This is a genomic window from Paenibacillus sp. J31P190 (assembly GCF_059692075.1).
Genome location: NZ_JCAUAS010000003.1, coordinates 460,879 through 477,272 on the forward strand (window position 1 = coordinate 460,879; position 16,394 = coordinate 477,272).

18 protein-coding genes are annotated in these 16,394 nt (G+C 45.0%); 4 read left to right on the forward strand and 14 right to left on the reverse strand.

Annotation, left to right across the window (positions count from 1 at the left end):
* Positions 1-43: 43 nt before the first annotated feature.
* The 3 genes from AC58U0_RS09180 to AC58U0_RS09190 all read right to left on the reverse strand — a co-directional run bounded on the left by AC58U0_RS09180 (position 44) and on the right by AC58U0_RS09190 (position 2,968).
* The gene (locus tag AC58U0_RS09180) at positions 44-856 is read right to left on the reverse strand and encodes an undecaprenyl-diphosphate phosphatase (protein ID WP_497378701.1); all 813 of its coding nucleotides are present in this window, start codon (positions 854-856) and stop codon (positions 44-46) included.
* Between the two features lie 112 nt (positions 857-968).
* Entirely contained in the window at positions 969-2,429 is a 1,461-nt protein-coding gene (locus AC58U0_RS09185; protein ID WP_497378702.1) for a bifunctional metallophosphatase/5'-nucleotidase, read from the reverse strand.
* A 68-nt stretch (positions 2,430-2,497) separates the two neighbouring features.
* On the reverse strand, positions 2,498-2,968 hold the full coding sequence (locus tag AC58U0_RS09190) for a hypothetical protein (protein ID WP_497378704.1): 471 nt from the start codon (positions 2,966-2,968) through the stop codon (positions 2,498-2,500).
* A 128-nt stretch (positions 2,969-3,096) separates the two neighbouring features.
* On the opposite strand from AC58U0_RS09190, the gene AC58U0_RS09195 reads away from it, so the two are divergent.
* From AC58U0_RS09195 to AC58U0_RS09205, 3 genes are read left to right on the forward strand one after another with little or no spacing between them, the layout of a single operon-like run.
* Positions 3,097-3,798: a molybdenum cofactor biosynthesis protein MoaE gene (locus tag AC58U0_RS09195; protein ID WP_497378706.1), complete on the forward strand. Its 702-nt coding sequence runs from the start codon at positions 3,097-3,099 to the stop codon at positions 3,796-3,798.
* Between the two features lie 22 nt (positions 3,799-3,820).
* Positions 3,821-4,885: a ThiF family adenylyltransferase gene (locus AC58U0_RS09200; protein ID WP_497378707.1), complete on the forward strand. Its 1,065-nt coding sequence runs from the start codon at positions 3,821-3,823 to the stop codon at positions 4,883-4,885.
* A 45-nt stretch (positions 4,886-4,930) separates the two neighbouring features.
* Positions 4,931-5,980 carry an HD-GYP domain-containing protein gene (locus AC58U0_RS09205; RefSeq protein WP_497378708.1) on the forward strand — a complete coding sequence of 350 codons (1,050 nt, stop codon included), beginning with the start codon at positions 4,931-4,933 and terminating at the stop codon, positions 5,978-5,980.
* Here the strand turns inward: AC58U0_RS09205 and AC58U0_RS09210 are convergent, their stop codons facing one another.
* The 6 genes from AC58U0_RS09210 to AC58U0_RS09235 all read right to left on the reverse strand — a co-directional run bounded on the left by AC58U0_RS09210 (position 5,981) and on the right by AC58U0_RS09235 (position 10,312).
* Positions 5,981-6,370, reverse strand: coding sequence for a DUF350 domain-containing protein (locus AC58U0_RS09210; protein ID WP_057307230.1), 390 nt, complete (start codon positions 6,368-6,370; stop codon positions 5,981-5,983).
* A complete protein-coding gene (locus tag AC58U0_RS09215; RefSeq protein WP_497378710.1) occupies positions 6,367-7,014 on the reverse strand; it encodes a signal peptide protein in 648 nt (215 codons plus the stop codon). The genes AC58U0_RS09210 and AC58U0_RS09215 overlap by 4 nt, the downstream gene beginning before the upstream one ends.
* Positions 7,011-8,186: a glutathionylspermidine synthase family protein gene (locus AC58U0_RS09220; RefSeq protein ID WP_497378849.1), complete on the reverse strand. Its 1,176-nt coding sequence runs from the start codon at positions 8,184-8,186 to the stop codon at positions 7,011-7,013. Before AC58U0_RS09220 ends, AC58U0_RS09215 begins: the two co-directional genes overlap by 4 nt.
* A 26-nt stretch (positions 8,187-8,212) precedes the next feature.
* Positions 8,213-8,875 (reverse strand): hypothetical protein, encoded by a 663-nt coding sequence (locus tag AC58U0_RS09225; RefSeq protein ID WP_497378712.1) that lies wholly within the window; start codon positions 8,873-8,875, stop codon positions 8,213-8,215.
* Complete coding sequence (locus AC58U0_RS09230; protein WP_497378714.1) at positions 8,872-9,093, reverse strand: hypothetical protein; 222 nt, start codon at positions 9,091-9,093, stop codon at positions 8,872-8,874. The genes AC58U0_RS09225 and AC58U0_RS09230 overlap by 4 nt, the downstream gene beginning before the upstream one ends.
* Before the next feature lie 115 nt (positions 9,094-9,208).
* On the reverse strand, positions 9,209-10,312 hold the full coding sequence (locus AC58U0_RS09235) for a C40 family peptidase (protein ID WP_497378715.1): 1,104 nt from the start codon (positions 10,310-10,312) through the stop codon (positions 9,209-9,211).
* Positions 10,313-10,532: 220 nt separating this feature from the next.
* Here AC58U0_RS09235 and AC58U0_RS09240 point away from each other — a divergent pair, with 220 nt between their 5' ends.
* On the forward strand, positions 10,533-10,961 hold the full coding sequence (locus AC58U0_RS09240; protein WP_497378716.1) for a PH domain-containing protein: 429 nt from the start codon (positions 10,533-10,535) through the stop codon (positions 10,959-10,961).
* A gap of 89 nt (positions 10,962-11,050) precedes the next feature.
* Here the strand turns inward: AC58U0_RS09240 and sufB are convergent, their stop codons facing one another.
* From sufB to sufC, 5 genes are all read right to left on the reverse strand, one after another.
* Entirely contained in the window at positions 11,051-12,448 is a 1,398-nt protein-coding gene (sufB, locus tag AC58U0_RS09245; RefSeq protein ID WP_056834494.1) for a Fe-S cluster assembly protein SufB, read from the reverse strand.
* 66 nt (positions 12,449-12,514) lie between these two features.
* Positions 12,515-12,949: a Fe-S cluster assembly sulfur transfer protein SufU gene (sufU, locus tag AC58U0_RS09250; RefSeq protein WP_497378717.1), complete on the reverse strand. Its 435-nt coding sequence runs from the start codon at positions 12,947-12,949 to the stop codon at positions 12,515-12,517.
* Complete coding sequence (locus AC58U0_RS09255) at positions 12,936-14,162, reverse strand: cysteine desulfurase (RefSeq protein WP_497378719.1); 1,227 nt, start codon at positions 14,160-14,162, stop codon at positions 12,936-12,938. The genes sufU and AC58U0_RS09255 overlap by 14 nt, the downstream gene beginning before the upstream one ends.
* Complete coding sequence (sufD, locus tag AC58U0_RS09260; RefSeq protein ID WP_497378720.1) at positions 14,159-15,454, reverse strand: Fe-S cluster assembly protein SufD; 1,296 nt, start codon at positions 15,452-15,454, stop codon at positions 14,159-14,161. Before sufD ends, AC58U0_RS09255 begins: the two co-directional genes overlap by 4 nt.
* 88 nt (positions 15,455-15,542) lie before the next feature.
* Positions 15,543-16,373 carry a Fe-S cluster assembly ATPase SufC gene (sufC, locus tag AC58U0_RS09265; protein ID WP_056834503.1) on the reverse strand — a complete coding sequence of 277 codons (831 nt, stop codon included), beginning with the start codon at positions 16,371-16,373 and terminating at the stop codon, positions 15,543-15,545.
* Between the last annotated feature and the right edge of the window lie 21 nt (positions 16,374-16,394).

The following is a 16,394-nucleotide window of genomic DNA, read 5'->3' on the forward strand; positions in this document are numbered from 1 at the left end:
AACCGCATCATTCGACGCGGTTCGATAAATAAAACAGTTATTGTTACTTTAAGTACATATAAAGTGCGAAAATGATGGCTACTGCAAATCGATAGTAGGCAAAGTACGTTAATTTCATATTTTGAACAAGCTTTATGAAAGTAACAACCGCTAACAATGCAACGATGAATGCAACGACAAAACCGACTATAAAGAAACCTAAGTCATTCGAAGAGAGTGCTTCGTAGTTTTTAAGAAAGTAGACACCTGAAGCTCCAAACATAATTGGAATCGCCATAATGAACGTGAAGTCGGCAGAAGCAGCGCGGCTTACGCCGGACAGCATGCCACCCGCAATTGTCGATCCAGACCGGGAGAATCCTGGCCAAATGGATACCAATTGCCACAAACCGATGAAGAACGCTTGACGATAAGTCAAATCATCCAAAACGACAGCACTCGGCTGTTCCTTCTTCTTCTCTGCGATGATCAATAGGATACCGCCAAGAACAAGTCCGATTAACACGGTTGTTGAGTTAAAAAGCTTCTCGTCGACGAAATCATTAAACAAGACTCCGATGATACCAGCTGGTATGATCCCGATAAGAATGTGAAGCAAGTTCAGTTTCTTTCCTGTCTTACTCTCGCTTTTTCTTTTCACTAACCCGAATAAAGATAAAATCCGTTTCCAATAAATGAGGACGACGGCCATAATGGCGCCAAGCTGGATAACAAAATCAAAGGTTTTCATGACTTCATCATTTTGGGTGTTTAATAGGCTTTGTGCTAGAATCATATGCCCCGTAGAAGAAACCGGTAAAAACTCGGTCAACCCCTCTACGATCCCGATAATGATCGCTTCAAAAATAGTATGCATGTTTTCCCCCTATGAATTGAGAGTTTATAATTGTACTCCTGTCCAATTATCTATTCTACCTGTAACTTGGTAGATCTGACAACTCCTTCGACAAAGGTCGTGGTTGTTCGACTTATTCCATATAAGTTGGAGGTCTTCTATCCGTAAATCTTAGGAAATGACTGCTTAGGATCGCGTCTTCATCCCGAAGCTCAGAAGCGAGTACATCACGGATAAATTCAGGCAGCATATACGTCACCTGCTTACCGCGGCTGAGCGATAAATAACCTGAGCCGAAAGTAAACATATCGATCGTGCCAACAACATAGTCACGGTTAGGGTCTAAAGGCTCATCGCCCACGTTCACAGCGATGATGCGTTCGTAAGGTGCACGGGTGCTGTCGGTCGTGACGGTCAATCCGTCGACACACAGCACGCCCAGCACCTCGCCACGGAAGCCGAAGCCGCGTATCGGCTTCTCCATGAACTCGTCAAGCAGCGACTCTTCGAGCGCTTGCAGCAGGTCCGCCCCGCTGAGCAGCAGCCGGCAGGGGTTGATCGGACCCGGGCAGATTTCCAGCAATCTGCCGCGTGTCAGGCGCCCCTCCTTCAGTCCCTGAAGGAGCTGGCCGCTATTGACCAGCCCGATCTCGGCGCTGGTCCAGCGGCGAATCCCTGCGGCAAGCAAGTTGCCGAGCGGGGATTCGCCGTACCAATCCAGGCGCAGCGGTTCCCGCAGCTGCGCCACCTCCGCATCCAGCGCCGCCGCGCTGGCGATGCGGTAGTGCTCCAGCAGCGTGGTAACGCTGCTGTCTTCTTCACTTGCGTCTGTCATAGGGACGACGCGGCCGTTCAATTCTACGATCCGGCGCTGCGCCGGGTCGTAGGCAAGTTCAATATGGCCGGCATACTGACCGAACTTGCCGGCCGCACAAATATAGGTGCCGCTGAGCAGGAGCGGCTCCTCAAGCACATGATGCGTATGGCCGCCGAGGATCACATCGATGCCTTCCAGCTCCTCAGCCATTCGTTGATCCGATCGCAATCCCAAGTGGGACATGACAACAATGATATCCACACTAGGGCGAAGAAGCCTAGTATGGGCCTTTACAGATTCGATTGGGTCCGTTACATGCCATCCAAGCAGTTCATAGTACGCTTGGTAAGCCGCGGTTACCCCAATGATTCCAATGGTGAGACCCGATTTCTCAATCGTAAGTGTAGAAAGCATCCAATCGGGCGTCTTATTCGTCGCCACTTCTACAATATTGCTGCCTATAATTGGGAATTTGGCATGCTCCTTCACAACCGTTCTTAACAATTCCGGTGTGAACGTTAGCCCTTCATTATTCCCCATGACCATCGCTTCGTAGCCTGTCGCGTTCATAATTTCCAAATTGGCAGAAGCATTCGTGCCTTCCGTTTCAGGGCGCATCCGGTCCATATGATCGCCAATATCAAGTGTCAACACCTGATCAGCCGGCCACAGTCGACGTACGCGATCAAAGTACGCGCTAATTTTGGGCATCTGTTCAAAATGACTATGAATGTCATTCGTATGTAAAATAACAAGTCGTTGCAAGGGCTCAGACACACCGTTCACCTCTTTTCTTTGTAAACCAGATCCGAAGCATGTCTAATCTTATGCAGCAGAATCTCCTCTCATTTCTTGAATTTTAGCTCATCAAGCGCCACTCTGTTTTTGAAGCCGAAAGTCGCTTCTTCCCCGAGCGCCTGATCATGAAGAAACCACACTTTGATAACACTTTTGACATTGAGACATTCACTGCTGCCATCTGGCACATAAAGACGAATCGGATAACCTTTCTTGAGCGCCTGTCCATCTTGAGCATATAGAAATAAAGCGGAATCTAATTGTGACCAAGGCATTAGAGCTTCAAATTCGTCTACTGCCTCCACCTTCAAATGCGTAGGTTCTTCAGCATGCGCCCCATTACGACTGATCTTCCAGCTCCGATACCATGATTTCAAATCAAATGCGTCTCCCTGCATATTCGGCACACGCTCCTGAAGCGCTACCTTTTGCTCTGCTAGATCAACCATCTCGGATATCGTGAATGCTTCATTTTTTATATGTAGGTCTGACAATTGTATGCGCAAATTTTCTTGCATGAATACATTTCCCCTTTCATCCTTAAGCGCCATTTGTCATCCAAATGCTTTACCCATTATACCATTTTCAGGTCAAAATATGATATGCTGTAAAGGATTCCAACTACTAAGTCATTAGGAGCAGAGCCGTGAACATACACATCCAACTCTTTGCAGGTTTGGTAGACCTATTCGGGACTTCCGTCCTAATAATAGATATCCAACAAGACTCCATTTCTATTGAGCAGCTCAAACAGCAGATCGCTACAGCTTATCCGGCGGCTTCCACTCAACTTGCTACCTGTTTTTTTGCTAAAAATCAAGCCTATGCCGGAGATCAGGAAATCGTCACAGCTGCAGATGAAATTGCACTGATTCCCCCTGTGTCAGGCGGTCAACCATCTAAGTATGAAATCACCTACGATAGGATTGATCCAAATGTGGTAGCTTCTAAAGTCAATCACCCTAATCATGGAGCTTCGCTTGCCTTTATAGGGACAACAAGAGAGATGACCTATGGGCAGCGGACCGTCCTTTTGGAATATGAAGCTTACATACCGATGGCACTCAAGACCATGGAAACCATCGGTGAAGAGATAGAAAATCAGTGGCCAGGCACACTTTGTGCGATTACACACCGTTTGGGCAAGGTCGCTATTGCCGAAGCTAGCGTCGTAATTGCCGTTTCATCCCCGCATCGTGTCCATTGCTATGAAGCGAGTCGATATGCGATTGAACGCCTGAAACAAATCGTACCCATTTGGAAAAAAGAAATTTGGGAAGATGGTTCGGAGTGGAAAGGCAGCCAAACAGGTCCCTGGAACCCGCTCCAAACGCCACAATTCGAATAAACCAGACTGGAGATGACTACAATTGGACACACATTTACATATAGATCTTATTGATGACGTTGACGCGCGCTATTCCAGACAAGTTCTATTTTCCCCCATTGGCAAAGAAGGACAACGCAATCTTGGAGGAAGTCGAGTAGCTATCGTAGGCATGGGTGCTCTAGGCACCGTTCTTGCCAACCATATGGTTCGCGCAGGGGTCGGTTACGTACGACTGATTGATCGAGACTTTGTCGATACTAGCAACTTACAACGGCAAATGCTATACGATGAAGAGGATGCAGCTTCCACCACACCCAAAGCGATTGCAGCAGCTAAACGGTTACAACTCGTGAATTCACAGGTAACGATTGAGCCTCATGTAACCGATCTGAATTCCTTGAATGCTGAACAGCTGTTAAGCGATGTAGATTTAATTCTAGATGGAACCGATAACTTCTCGGTTCGCTTCCTGATTAACGATGTGAGTATCAAACTAGGGATTCCTTGGATTTATGGCGGTGCGGTTGCCTCTAGAGGAGTCTCTTTGACGATCATTCCAGGACAAACTCCATGCCTTCGCTGCCTTTTTACACAAGCCCCCGCCGCAGGTACGACTGAAACCTGCGATACCGCTGGTGTTATTGGCGGAATCATTCATGTTGTAGCTTCCTTTCAAGCAACGGAAGCTCTTAAATTACTTGTTGGCGCGAACGAACATCTTAATCTTAGAATGCAGCAATGGGACTTATGGTTCAATCAGAATTCAGCAATTAGTGTAGCAGGTGCGCTTAAATCAGACTGTCCCGCCTGTGCAATGAAGAAGTACGATTACTTAGACGTCGGAGTGGAAAGTGATACGATTCAATCCTTATGCGGCCGTAATTCCGTCCAGATTCATCCAGTAACTCCTTCCGATAAACCGCTTGAATATTGGGAAGAACGATTAAAACCACTTGGTCCCGTAGAGAGAAATCGATTCCTTCTAAAGTTCCAAGCAGCCCCTGATTTGCACATGATCATCTTTCCAGATGGCCGTGTTCTCATCCAAGGAACAGAAGATTTAATTCAGGCTAAAAGTCTTTACAGCCGATATATTGGGATGTAGTATAACTATATACCTACGGATTATAGGACTAGGAGAGGAGCTTCTATGCGTATACATGTGCTTCAACTTATTGTTGGTGATAAACTTAGTTCTGATTCCTACAATATGGTAGGACTTCATCTTCTTTCATCAGGTACTGTCGTTGATAGCGGAGATATTTTGATGCTCAATCGCCACAATGTAGAATATGTAGATATACACCCTAGAGGGAATGAAGCCGTAAATGTGCTTGAAGAGCCTACAGTCCGACAAGCAAATAGCACGCAATTACACACTTTTAACGATGCAATCACCGGTATAAAAGATTTATTTGCTGCCGTCGAAAACGGGGAATCTATTCATAATGAACTTATAGAATCCGCTTTCAATCCGATGATAGAAAGCTTTCAGGAGGAGAAAGACGTTGTTTCGCTGTTGATTTCTTTGAACAGCAAAGATGATTATACCTATCAACACAGTGTTCAAGTAGGTATGTTATCCTACTATATTGCCAAGTGGATGAATAAAAGTGAGAAAGAAGCCCTTCATATTGGAAAAGCAGGCTATCTCCACGATATTGGCAAAAGCAAGATCCATTCGGACATTCTACATAAACCCGCAAAGCTAACCAACGATGAGTACAATGAAATTCAGAAGCATACGATATATGGCTATGAAATCATCAAAAAATCCTTAAATGACAATACCCTTGCTCTCGTTGCTCTAGAGCACCATGAACGTATGGATGGTACAGGCTATCCTTTACGCAAAAAGAGTACGGAAATCCATTCGTACTCGCTTATTATTTCGGTTGCAGACGTTTATAGTGCTATGATCTGCAACCGGGTTTATCAGCAAAAACGTGATCTACTGATCGTTCTGAAGGAACTGCACCGCATGAGTTTTGGCCAGCTTGATCCGAAAATAACGCAAGTATTCATCCGCAACATGATTCCTAATTTTATTGGTAAGAAAGTATCCCTCAGTGACGGACGCGTCGGTACGATTGTTATGACAAATCCAACTGATTTCTTCCGACCGCTCATTAACATTAATAATCAATTCTTGGATCTATCACAGCTTGGCGACGTGGAAATTACGAAAATCGCGATCTAATTAAATGATAAGACTGCTGACTGCAATTGCGATTCCAATATAGACGGCAGCTAGCAGCGTGCCAACCGCTACATTTCCTTGCTTTAGTTGATCAGATAGCTTCACACCAGGTGTAAGCCAATCAAAGATCCAATACGTAGCAACCAAACATACATACCCTACCGCGAACCATAAGCTCATATGCCAAATCGATGAATTTGTATAAGCAGAGATACCTAATACTATCGCCGTAGCTACAAATTTACCACCCATGGTGATGCCGACGGCTACATTGCCATTGTTTATTTCCTCCATATCGCGGTAGGGCGTCATTAAACTAAACACATACATACCTGCGAATTGCAGCAGGACAATCACAAATAAACTAATTACAATATCCAAAACAATCATTCTGCCCACCCCCGAAATTTCGCCATGGATTGATCAAAATTGCTGTAATCGTGTACTTCCTCTAGAATAACCTGTACTTCCTTCTTGTTTTTAAAGTTTACATAGCGCTCCTCAGGAATGGGCTGCTTCACTTTCTGTCCTGTTGGTAGATCAGCTACCGCGAAATAGCGGAATTTGCCATCCAGCTCCGTTTTGTAAACCCCTACTAATTTTACATCCGTCTTTATTTCTATTTTTAACTCCCCTGCATCTTTTTCAGCTTCTTCTTTCGTTTTGAACGTCTTAATAGGCTTCCATTGCGAAAGTGTTACATCGTTCTTCCCTTGATCATTCGTTTTCATTGTTGCCTGCATATAGCTCAGCACCCATACTTGGTCCCCTGTAGCAAAATTCTGATCATTCGAAATCCGTTCATTACTCGGCAGCAGGACCATATCCCCGTCCAATAAATCCCCTACTTTCGCCTGCTGTACTTGATAATCCCACGGCACTTCACCACTCCTATCACTTGTGCTTGCTGGACTTCCCACCGTCGCCTTACTCAGAACAGCTGGCTTCTTATGAAAAGCACTGCTAATGCCCCAAATGATTAGGATGCATACAATGAGGCCCGCGGCCATTAGCCAAAATCGTCCTTGTTTCAAGGTGTTTTCACTCCTATCGCTACAAATTGACTCGCATTTCCTGTAATCATCCCGCCTGCTCTCCCTAATAGCCCGCAAGGTGTTCCATTTAGGACAAAGAGACCTGTTAATAAATGTTTTTTTCCGTGAGCAAAAGATAGCTCAGGCAAATCAGCTCGCTGCTGATAAACACGCTTGAAAAACACACTCGTGTCAAAGCCAACTTCATCTTTGACCTCTAATTCACCCTGCGCGTTATACAACTCAACCGAGCCGCCTTCTCTACCGAACATGGATTTGGACACGTAATCACCTGTAAGATCAGGCGTCATATAAGTAGGCAGCATATAGGTCCTTATTGCCTCATGCTCATCTGAGGTGAACAATTCTGCGCCTTCCTCATGCAAACCCCATATGATGGCTTGCAAGCCTTTTGACTGCAAGACGACCGCATGTAATGGATTGAAAAGTTGTATGAATTGTTCTTCAATCGCATAAGAGAAGGCCTCTCCACCATCATCAATGCCCATCCATTCCTTCGGATATAGTGCAAACATTTTGCTGATGATTTGGTTCTCTCCGACCTTAACGACGCCTTCGTCAATCCATAAATCCAAACAATCGACACAGGTTACCCTTCTTCCGCTATGTGCTACAAGTGCATCAATGGTTCCTGTATCTTCAACATGCTTTCCATATGCGATGCAGGCAGCAAAGTCAGGCGCTTCGATCTCCCACGCTGAGCGTATGAGTTCTTTCATAGCACGGTTTGGTGATTCTATTCCCATTTGATCACATAACCAGGGTGTAGCGATCGCTGCTTCTACGTAGCCTGTAGGTGTATCTGCATTCAGCTCTAAAAGCTTAATTTCACCTAGCTGATTCACGGTAAAATCAAATCTTGCATATCGACTAATGAAGCCCGCGGCACCCGGTTCGAGCCGATCTAACCCATCCCACAGCACTTCAGGAATAGACAAGAGCTCATATAACTCCCTTTTCCCTTTCACATAACGAACGGTCTTATCAAACACGCGCCACAAAGCTCCAGCCGCATGGATAAGCTCTTCGTAGGCATGTCGCTCCATGACCACAAGTTGGTCAATCCAGTACGCTTCCTCTTCCATATCTGCCCATGTAAATCCAAGGTCCGCCAGCTGCTGCACCCTATGATCTCTTTCGGCAGATGGCATCCCTATGACTTCGTATATCACAGAAGTTAACCTCCTGAACTGGAGCTTGACGAAGAGCTGAAACCACTCGATTTACCGCCAATACTACCGGAAGAGGTTGAGGTCGATTTGGAGCTTGATGTTGTTCCGCCGCTCGTACTGTTTGACGATGACTTATTGGTTGTAAACGAGCCTGTTCCACTTGAGGTTGTTGGCGTCTTCGTTGTGGATCGATTCGAGAACGAATTCGGTTGATAGGTTTTCGTCACATAGGGTGTATTTGAGCGGTAATGATAGGAACGGTGATTGCTTCCCCAACTACTCGATGAGTAAGGACTTACCGTATTAAAGATCAAATGGTACAGTAATAGATCATCCCAACCAAAACCACCGCCACCGGTTACTTGGTTCACAATGATTGGGGTCGTACTTCCTCCTGAGCCCGTTGAGCTCCCCCCTGCTGCAGGCGTAGGTGAAGGAGAAGGCGACGTCGCTTTATTATCCGATAACACGGGCACGGGCAAACTCCAGTCAACCGAAGGGTCATAATAAGCTTTGACGTCTTCTGTTGACCATTCAACCAGCTTAGATGATCCGGCTCCAGCAGCACTTGGATTAGGAGACTCTACAGCATGCGCAGGTAGCAGCAGCATATGACTAACGAGCATGATGCCTATAGAAGTTGAAAGTACTTTAAGCGGTCGTTTCACTGCCTGTTCCCTCCCCCTTCTGAGCCTACCGTAACCAGCAGAAGTTCAAAAACATTAAGATCTAAGTTCAATCTCCCTTCAATCATTTCATATTCCTTACCGCCAATAAGAACAAAGTTAGCTACATTTAAGGCATGAATGAGCTGCTCATCCCAAGGGCGTTCACCAATTTTTTGAAGTTGTCCGTCCACCAATTTTTCAAAAAGTGTAATATTCATCGATTCATCTTCCTCCATCCAAATCTGTATACTAGATAAAACGCACGAACAGACCTTTTGTTTCAATTAAGTGAAAAATAAAAGAAGTCTATCCCTAAGGATAGACTTTAACGGATTAATATGCGAAGCGTTTTGCTCTTAGAAACGTTGATTTCCAATACGCTTTATTGATATTAGTAATCTGAACACCATCCTTTGGTTTAGGTGAAGCATGAAGCATTTGCATGTTGCCTATATAAATACCAACATGTCCAATTGTTCTGTTGGTTTTGAATCGACCTGGTACATAGAAAAACATCAAATCACCTTTGCGTAAGGATTTTCGGCTAACCAATTGTCCTTGCGCCGCTTGTTGACGGGCAAGCCTAGGTAACTTTACACCATATTTTCCAAATACATATTGAGTAAACGTCGAGCAATCAAATTTTCCTGTTTGCGGATAAGGTCCTGAACCGAATAGATATTTCACACCTAAATATTGCTTGCCTTTGTTAATCATTGCATTAATATCAATGTTCTTAAGAACTGGAATTACTTCTTCATGATTCGTGGATGCCCACACCTCAAGATCACCCTCATCTTGCGGCATAGATGCCGGGTTAGCTCCCGTACCTTCCCCTTTGAAAGGATCCGTTGGATCATCGCCAAATTCAAGCTCCGCTGTGTTAGCACGGGGGTCGGTGTCATCTTCCCGCTCAATTGGAGCAACCGGAGCAGCATGAATCAACAATTGCCCATTCTGCACTTCATAGGACATATCTTCTTGAAACAAATCAGCCAAAGCGGAGACTGGCAAATAGGCAGAATCCCCCTCCTTGATAAAGGGCTGGCTAACTTGGATTTCTGAACCATCCTTCATGGCTTTCGTCGAATTCATGGTCACTTCGTAGTTTGCGTCATTATCGCCAATTAACAGCTTCTGATTGCCTGCTTCCCAGTTTGACTGGAACTTTAGGGTTTGGATGAGTTCACGTGCAGCTACATAATTTACATTGTTAATCACTTTAATGGGTACAACAGCATCATCATTACCTAATTTCGTTCCTTGTCCTGCTTGTGACAAACTTTGAGACTGCATATTGCCTGTTCCTGACTGTGCGGTAGGATTCTGCGTTGGTGCTGCATTATTGGGGCTGACATTTCCCCTCCCACAAGCGGTTGTAGTTGCCATCATGACTACTATGCTACCAATTGCTGCTACTTTCAGCTTTTTCCACATCGCTTCTATTCTCCTTTAGGGACACATAATTATCCTCTATAGAGTGAGACAACTGGCTTACAAATATGCATAAAAGGCCATTGAACGGCTTGGATCATCTTGGAAACTTCGAGATTAGACCGTAAGCTAGCTATACGATTTCATACGGAGGGAGGGAGAGAAGAAGGTAATCCCATTCTATTTGTCGAATATTGGAATATATTGAAAAGGAGTGATCGAGATGGCAGGTTTTTTGAATGGACTTTTAGGCAATTTTTCAGAGGTTTCCGTTGATGAGCTCACAAAGCAGTATGGCATCTATCTCATGCCCAGCGAAAAGGTGACAACAGGCTTTAAGTTAGTCCGCGATACATTTATCGTGACGGACGAAAGAATCATTCTTATTGACCATCAAGGTGTTACTGGCAAAAAAACAAGGATAGCTTCCATTGATCTTGACTCCATCTATGATGTCACGATGGAAACGGGCGGCACAGGCTTCGATGATAGTGAATTAACGATCTATTACATTACTTCTCCTTATTACAAAGCCAACAATGCTGTAACGACTTCCTATAAATTTGAGTTCGGAAAAAAATTCAACCTACAACCTTTCTATGTTGCAATTCTGACTCTAGCAACACAAAATCGTAAACGTATTAACACTTAATCAGAGAGACTTATTTGCTAGACAAGTATTCAATTAATTAAAAAAGCGTGCCCGAGAAACTCGGGCACGCTTTTAGTTGTACATATCGATTAACCGATAGAACCTTCCATCTCAAATTTAATGAGACGATTCATTTCAACGGCATATTCCATTGGAAGTTCTTTCGTGAACGGCTCGATGAAGCCCATAACGATCATTTGCGTCGCTTCAGCCTCAGTAAGTCCGCGGCTCATGAGGTAGAACAATTGGTCCTCAGATACTTTGGATACTGTTGCTTCATGCTCAAGCGTAATGTTGTCGTTCATGATTTCGTTATAAGGGATCGTATCTGATGTTGACTCGTTATCGAGAATCAAGGTATCACATTTGATGTTCGCTTTGGAACCTTGGGAGTTGCGTCCGAAGGAAGCCAGACCACGGTATGTTACTTTACCACCGTGTTTGGAGATCGATTTGGATACGATCGTTGAAGTTGTGTCAGGCGCCAGATGGGTCATTTTCGCGCCAGCATCTTGGTGCTGCCCTTTACCAGCTACAGCGATGGAAAGAACCATCCCTTTTGCGCCGCGGCCTTTCAGCACAACAGCTGGGTACTTCATCGTAAGCTTGGAACCAATGTTACCATCGACCCATTCCATTGTAGCGCCTTCTTCTGCAACTGCACGTTTGGTAACGAGGTTGTAGATGTTCGGTGCCCAGTTTTGAATCGTTGTGTAACGTGCACGGGAGTTCTTGAGACATACGATTTCAACTACCGCACTATGAAGGGAGTTTGTGCTGTAAATAGGAGCTGTACAGCCCTCTACGTAGTGTACGAAGCTTTCCTCATCGGTAATGATCAAAGTACGCTCGAATTGTCCCATGTTCTCGGAGTTAATACGGAAGTAAGCCTGCAATGGAACTTCACATTTTACGCCTTTAGGGACGTAAATGAAGGAACCACCGGACCATACCGCACTATTCAACGCAGCGAATTTATTGTCGCTCGGAGGAATAATGGTTCCGAAATATTGTCTAAACAGTTCTGGATATTCACGAAGAGCCGTATCCGTATCTGTAAAGATAACGCCTTGGTCTTCTAGTTCCTTTTGCATGCTGTGGTAAACAACTTCAGATTCATACTGAGCCGATACACCAGCTAAGAATTTTTGTTCCGCTTCAGGAATACCGAGTTTGTCGAATGTTTCTTTAATTTCTGTAGGAACTTCTTCCCACGTTTTACCTTGCTTCTCGGACGGTCGTACATAGTACTGGATATCATCGAAGTCCAGATCATCCATGTTTCCGCCCCAACGTGGCATTGGCATTTTGAAAAATTGCTCCAGGGATTTCAAACGAAACTCTAGCATCCACTCAGGTTCGCCTTTAATTCTGGAGATTTCTTCAACGATTTCACGAGTTAAGCCTTTACCCGATTGAAAAATCGATTTATGCTCATCTCTAAAACCATATTTGTAATCCTCGAGATCTGGCATTTGTTTAGCCATGGTTAATTCCTCCTTAGAATTTTTGTGCAGCAAAAACAGCTTTCTAATCTATGCATCGCTTTTGCGTTAGTTATCGGTTTTTTGAGAATGCTCAATCCCTTTGCGAAGTGCGTTCCATGCCAGGGTTGCACATTTAATGCGTGCTGGGAATTTATTTACCCCAGATAACGCCTCAATATCTTCATATTCAAATTCGACAGGTTCGCCCTTCATCAAGCCAGAAAAATTATCGGCCATCTTCAGCGCCTCTTCGATTGTCTTACCTTTGACAGCATCCGTCATCATCGATGCGGATGATAAGCTAATCGAGCAGCCTTCGCCTGTGAACTTAGCCATTTTCACGATTCCATTTTCAACCTGCATTTGCAGCGAGATTTTATCACCGCATGTTGGGTTATTCAGATCAATCGTAACGGCTTCGCCTGACTCAAACTTCCCACGGTTGCGCGGTGTTTTATAGTGATCCATAATCACTCTACGGTATAAATCATCCAATTGCATGGCCGAAGTACTCCTTTGTTTTTAGTAAGGCCATCACAAGACGGTCAATATCTGCTTCTGTATTGTACAGATAAAAGCTAGCACGAGCCGTGGAACTTACTTCAAGCCATCTCATTAAAGGCTGAGTACAATGGTGACCAGCGCGTACAGCAACTCCCTCCGCATCCAGGACGGTTGCCACATCATGAGGATGAACATCACCTAGATTGAACGTAACGAGTCCTGCACGATTAGCTGTAGGACCATAGATAGTCAGATCTTCGATCTGAGCCATACGCTCCATCGCATAGTTCGTGAGCTGAATATCATGTTTATAAATATTGTCCATACCGACTTCTTGTAGAAAATCAATAGCCGCGCCAAGACCTACTGCTCCAGCGATGATTGGTGTTCCACCTTCAAACTTCCAAGGCAGTTCCTTCCAAGTGGACTCATAGAGATCCACATGATCAATCATTTCGCCGCCAAACTCGACAGGCTCCATATTTTCTAGCAATGCCTTCTTCCCATACAATGCCCCGATTCCGGTGGGACCACACATTTTATGACCAGAAAGCGCATAGAAGTCGCAATCCAAATCTTGTACATCCACCTTCATATGTGGTGTGCTTTGTGCGCCATCGACCATCATCTTCGCGCCATGTTTATGGGCGATTCGGGCGATTTCTTTGATCGGATTAACGACACCCAGAACGTTCGAAACATACACAACCGAAACGATTTTCGTACGATCGGTTATGGTGTTTTCAACATCTGTAAGCGAAATCGAACCATCAGGCTGTAAAGGAATATATTTTAAAGTAGCTCCTGTTGCCTTAGCAGCTTGCTGCCAAGGAATCAGGTTGCTGTGATGCTCCATCGGTGTAAGGACGATTTCATCGCCTTCACGCAATACAGATTTCGCATAACTGCTTGCTACAATATTGATTGCCGTTGTCGTTCCTCTAGTGAAAATGATTTCCTGCTCACTGGATGCACCAATGAACTTAGCCACCTTGGCTCTAGCTCCTTCGTATGCATCCGTTGCACGGGAACCTAGGGTATGAACCCCGCGGTGAACGTTCGCATTGTCCCACTCATAGTAGCGCTTCAGTGCTTCAATCACCTGAATAGGCTTCTGGGAAGTTGCAGCACTGTCCAAGTACACCAGCGGATGACCATTCACTTCTTGCTTCAGAATGGGAAAAAGTTCACGTATCTCCGAGGTATTCATTGTCCCAGCTTCCTCTCCACTAAGCTTTGCAGCTGTTCTTCAACGCTCTTAATTGGAATTTCGGAAACGACTGGCGCCAAGAATCCGTAAATAATTAAGCGCTGAGCTTCTTCCTTCGTAATCCCGCGAGACATCAAGTAGTGTACTTGCTCCGCATTCACTTGACCAACGCTCGCTGCGTGACCGGCTTTTACATCGTCCTCATCAATAAGAAGAATCGGATTCGCGTCGCCGCGTGCTTTCGGGCTAAGCATCAACACTTTTTCTGTTTGTTGACCGTTACAGCCTTGTGCGCCTTTTTCGATCTTCGTAATCCCATTGATGATCGCTGTTGAGCTATCTCTCATAACGGCACGAGTAATCATGTCGCTTGTCGAAGCTTTGCCCCAATGAACAGCTCGTGTTGTCAGGTTCAACTTCTGCTCCTGAGTTCCTACACAGATCACTTTTGCATCGGAGTCGGAACCTTTGCCTTTGAGAATCGATGTTGTATCAGAGAGCGTGTTACCGTAGTTCATTTCACCAACTACCCACTGAATGCTTGCATCGTTATCGATGATCGCACGGCGGTATGTCAAGTCCGTAACCGATTCTTCCAAGTTATGAACGGATGCATAATTAACGCGCGCACCTGGTTTCACGAATACTTCAACGATTCCGTTTTGTACCATTGGAACACCTGATACGGAAGATACAAAATTATCTACATAAGTAACTGAACTAAACTGTTCAGCAACAATCAAGACATGCGGCGTAAATGTAGCTTCGGCATCATCGGTTACAAATAACGCTTGAAGTGGAAGGTCCACACGAACGTTTTTCGGAACATAGAGGAAAATACCACCGTTCCATAGAGCCGCGTGCAAAGCTGTTAATTGATTTTCATTTGATTCTACAGCTTTCATGAAATAAGGCTTTACAAGCTCCTCATGATCGCGAATTGCTGTTTCCAAATCGGTGAAAATAACGCCTTGCTGTTTCAATTCCGCCGATACTTGGTTGAACACGATACCGGAGTTGCGTTGTACGATCAAGTTGTCGGAATTGGCTAATCCTTTGGCAACTTCGGGTAAAGCATCGAGGGATGTCAAAGGAGCTTGCGTTTTATATGAACCATAGGAGGAGATGCTCCAACGGTCAATTCTAGTCTTTTCTAGTGCAGGTAATTCCAAAGAATTCGCTAACGCTAACCCTTCTGTACGAAGGGCAGTCACCCACTCCGGCTCTTGTTTGCTGCGGGAGAGCTCGATGACAGCATTAGTATCTATGGAAAGTGTTGTTTGAATGCTCATGATTTCCTCCATTTATAGGGATCTTTGATCGAAGATCAAAGTCTCTCCTTTCTGGGACCTTGGGTCGAAGACCAAAGTCTCTCCTCCTTTAGTACTTCGGTCCTGGCGTGTTCATTGGAACTTTGAATTCTTCCGTATCTTGACCAACCGTTTCATCCACGATACCGAGCTCTTCTTTGATCCAATCGTAACCTTCCGCTTCCAGACGCTCTGCAAGCTCAGGACCACCGGATTTCACGATACGACCTTGCATCATAACATGTACAAAATCAGGTTTAACGTAGTTCAGCAAACGTTGGTAATGCGTAATGATCAAGAAGCCGCGCTCTTCGCTGCGCATAGCATTAACACCTTCAGCTACGATGCGCAATGCGTCGATATCGAGTCCGGAGTCAATTTCATCTAGGATGACAAACTTTGGCTCAAGCAAAAGCATTTGTAGAATCTCGTTACGTTTCTTCTCACCACCGGAGAAGCCTTCGTTCAGGTAACGGTGCATGAACTCTGGATTCATTTCCAGCTGCTTCATCTTCGCTTCCATTTGGCGAATGAACTTGATCAACGAAATTTCGTTGCCTTCACCGCGACGAACGTTCATTGCGCTGCGCAAGAAGTCAGCGTTCGTTACACCCGTGATTTCGCTTGGATATTGCATAGCTAGGAACAAACCAGCGCGTGCTCTCTCGTCAACAGCCATTTCTAGAACATCTTCACCGTCTAATGTTACAGAGCCCTCGGTTACTTCATATTTCGGGTGACCCATCAATGCAGAAGCCAATGTACTTTTACCTGTACCGTTTGGTCCCATGATGGCATGAATTTCGCCGCCTTTGATTTCCAGGCTAAGACCCTTCAAAATTTCCTTCCCTTCGACGTTCGCTTTTAGACCGTCTATTGTAAATGTTGATGAATTCGCCATTTCTTAAGCCTCCATAATGTG

Bases quoted from the DNA above. Each gene is read 5' to 3' on its own strand.
- AC58U0_RS09180 (WP_497378701.1), bottom strand. From the start codon at position 856: ATGCATACTATTTTTGAAGCGATCATTATCGGGATCGTAGAGGGGTTG.
- AC58U0_RS09190 (WP_497378704.1), bottom strand. From the start codon at position 2,968: ATGCAAGAAAATTTGCGCATACAATTGTCAGACCTACATATAAAAAAT.
- AC58U0_RS09205 (WP_497378708.1), top strand. From the start codon at position 4,931: ATGCGTATACATGTGCTTCAACTTATTGTTGGTGATAAACTTAGTTCT.
- AC58U0_RS09210 (WP_057307230.1), bottom strand. From the start codon at position 6,370: ATGATTGTTTTGGATATTGTAATTAGTTTATTTGTGATTGTCCTGCTG.
- AC58U0_RS09220 (WP_497378849.1), bottom strand. From the start codon at position 8,186: ATGCCATCTGCCGAAAGAGATCATAGGGTGCAGCAGCTGGCGGACCTT.
- AC58U0_RS09230 (WP_497378714.1), bottom strand. From the start codon at position 9,093: ATGAATATTACACTTTTTGAAAAATTGGTGGACGGACAACTTCAAAAA.
- AC58U0_RS09235 (WP_497378715.1), bottom strand. From the start codon at position 10,312: ATGTGGAAAAAGCTGAAAGTAGCAGCAATTGGTAGCATAGTAGTCATG.
- AC58U0_RS09240 (WP_497378716.1), top strand. From the start codon at position 10,533: ATGGCAGGTTTTTTGAATGGACTTTTAGGCAATTTTTCAGAGGTTTCC.
- sufB (WP_056834494.1), bottom strand. From the start codon at position 12,448: ATGGCTAAACAAATGCCAGATCTCGAGGATTACAAATATGGTTTTAGA.
- sufU (WP_497378717.1), bottom strand. From the start codon at position 12,949: ATGCAATTGGATGATTTATACCGTAGAGTGATTATGGATCACTATAAA.
- AC58U0_RS09255 (WP_497378719.1), bottom strand. From the start codon at position 14,162: ATGAATACCTCGGAGATACGTGAACTTTTTCCCATTCTGAAGCAAGAA.
- sufD (WP_497378720.1), bottom strand. From the start codon at position 15,454: ATGAGCATTCAAACAACACTTTCCATAGATACTAATGCTGTCATCGAG.
- sufC (WP_056834503.1), bottom strand. From the start codon at position 16,373: ATGGCGAATTCATCAACATTTACAATAGACGGTCTAAAAGCGAACGTC.